The organism is Ferruginibacter sp. (assembly GCF_031430955.1).
Taxonomy (GTDB): Bacteria; Bacteroidota; Bacteroidia; order Chitinophagales; family Chitinophagaceae; genus Ferruginibacter.
The window spans coordinates 1-2,426 of sequence record NZ_JANPCM010000300.1 but is presented as its reverse complement, the minus strand read 5'-3'; the positions used below and the strand labels follow the sequence as shown (position 1 = coordinate 2,426).

Genomic DNA, 2,426 nt, shown 5'->3' with positions numbered 1-2,426 from the left:
CGGAACAGTTATAGAAGCCTCATTAGATAAAGGCCGTGGATATGTAGCAACAATTCTTGTACAAAATGGTACACTAAAACAAGGCGATATGATTGTGTCGGGCCAAAACTTTGGTAAAGTAAAAGCCATGTACAACGAACGTAACCAACGCAGCGAAACTGCACCACCATCAACACCCGTATTAATTTTAGGATTAAATGGTGCACCACAGGCTGGTGAAACTTTTAAAGTTTTTGCCAACGAAGCAGAAGCAAGAGAAACTGCCTACAAGCGTGGACAAATTTTACGTGAGCAGGGCATGAGGGCCAAAAAACATATTACACTTGATGAAATTGGACGCCGTTTGGCATTAGGCAACTTTAAAGAATTGAATGTAATTATTAAAGGTGATGTGGATGGATCGGTAGAGGCATTAAGTGATAGTTTACAAAAATTAAGTACCGAAGAAATTGTAATCCGTGTAATTCATAAAGCGGTAGGTGCCATCAGCGAAAGTGATGTAACCTTAGCCAATGCATCCGATGCAATTATCATAGGTTTTAATGTGCGTCCTTCAATACAGGCAGCAAGGCTTGCCGAAAACGAAGCCATTCAAATTAAACTGTACTCCATTATTTATAACGCCATTGAAGAAATTAAGAGCGCCATGGAAGGTATGCTTGAACCTGGTGTAGAAGAAAAAATACTGGGTAATGTGGAAATAAGAGAAACTTATAAATTTGATAAAGCTACCGTGGCCGGATGTTTTGTGCTGGATGGAAAAATTGCCCGTAACAACCGTATACGTTTGGTACGTGATGGTATTGTAATATTTACCGGCGAACTGCAAAGTTTAAAACGCTTTAGAGACGATGCAAAAGAAGTAACCAGCAGTATGGAGTGCGGATTAACTATAAAAAATTACAACGATATTAAAACAGGCGATATAGTAGAGGCATTTGAAGAAGTGGAAGTTAAGAGAACCCTGTAATACCAAACTGAATTTCATTTTAGGCCAATGAGAAGGGGCTGAAATTCAAGCATGCTTTTGTGCGCTGGCCTTTAGTAAATACCGGTTGAACTAACGCAAAAGTACAATCGGTATAATATTTTGTTAATTGGGTTTTAATAAAAGCAAAAAGTAAAACTTCGTTTTATTTTTACTTAAATATTTTTTTGAACCCGGCTTTATCAATACTATTTAGCTTCATTTGCAGAGTTTATCCTGAGAGAAACGAAGGACACTCTTGTACTGTATATCATTATTCAGCAGGTGCGGTTACTAAAAATAATTTTTAAATGAAAAAACATTTCCTATTTTTTATTGCAACATTCTTTTTTGCATTTGCAGTTACAGCACAACCCCCCGTACCATCGCAAACCAAAAGAGTGATAGCGGATAAAATTATTGCAGTAGTTGGCGATAAAATTGTTTTAAAAAGCGATATCGACAACAGCCTTTCCGATATGCAGCGCCAGGGAATTGAAATACCCGAAAATGCAAAGTGTTTAACACTGGAGCAGGCCATGGGTATTAAAGCATTAGTGCTGCAGGCCGAAAAAGATTCGCTGCCCGTTACCGATGAAGAAATAGAAGTGGATATTGATAACCGTATCCGTAATTATATAAGCCAGTTTGGTTCAAAAGACGAGTTGGAAAAAGTAGCCGGTAAATCGGTGTACCAGTTAAAAGAAGATTTTAAAGAAGGGATAAGAGATCAAAAATTATCGCAGGCCATGCGTAATAAAGTGGTGGGAGATATTCGTATTACACCTAAAGAAGTGCAGGAGTATTTTAATAAAATACCTACAGACAGTTTGTTTTTATACGAAAGCGAAGTAGAAATTGGCCAGATTGTTATTTTCCCTAAAGCCAGCCGTGACGCAGAAGAATATGCAGTACAGCAATTAAAAGAATTTAAAGAACAAATTGAAACAGGTAAAAAAGATTTTTGTACAGTTGCAAATAATAATACCGATGACCCGGGGAGTAAAGATAAATGCGGTCAGTACGAAGTTAACCGCAGCCAAAAATCTTATGATCAAACCTGGATGTCTAAAGCATTTTCTTTAAAAGAAGGACAAATATCCAGCCCGTTTAAAACACGTTTTGGTTATCATATTATACAACTGGTAAGCCGCTCCGGCGATGATGCCACAGTAAGGCATATACTTAAAATACCACAGGTTACAAAAATAGAAATTAAAGAAGCCATGGAAAGATTAGATTCTGTAAGGGCAAAATTAATTACAGGAAATATTCAGTTTGGTGAAGCAGTGGCAAAGTACAGTAACGACGATGAAAGTAAATTTACCGCAGGTATGCTGCAGGGCAGGGATGGAAGTTTTTTAACTATTGATCAGCTGGATAAAGATATGGTGGTGATGCTGAAAGATTTAAAAATCGGCCAATACTCTCAACCTGTAGAATATGCAGACCAAACTGG

At 37.6% G+C, this 2,426-nt stretch carries 2 protein-coding genes; both read left to right on the top strand.

All coding sequences use genetic code 11. The features are described from left to right. A partial coding sequence (locus ACY65O_RS08465; protein WP_462220419.1) for a translation initiation factor IF-2 occupies window positions 1-970 on the top strand: 970 nt, incomplete at its 5' end. A gap of 308 nt (window positions 971-1,278) precedes the next feature. After that, on the top strand, window positions 1,279-2,426 hold a 1,148-nt coding region (locus ACY65O_RS08460), incomplete at its 3' end, for a peptidylprolyl isomerase (RefSeq protein ID WP_462220418.1).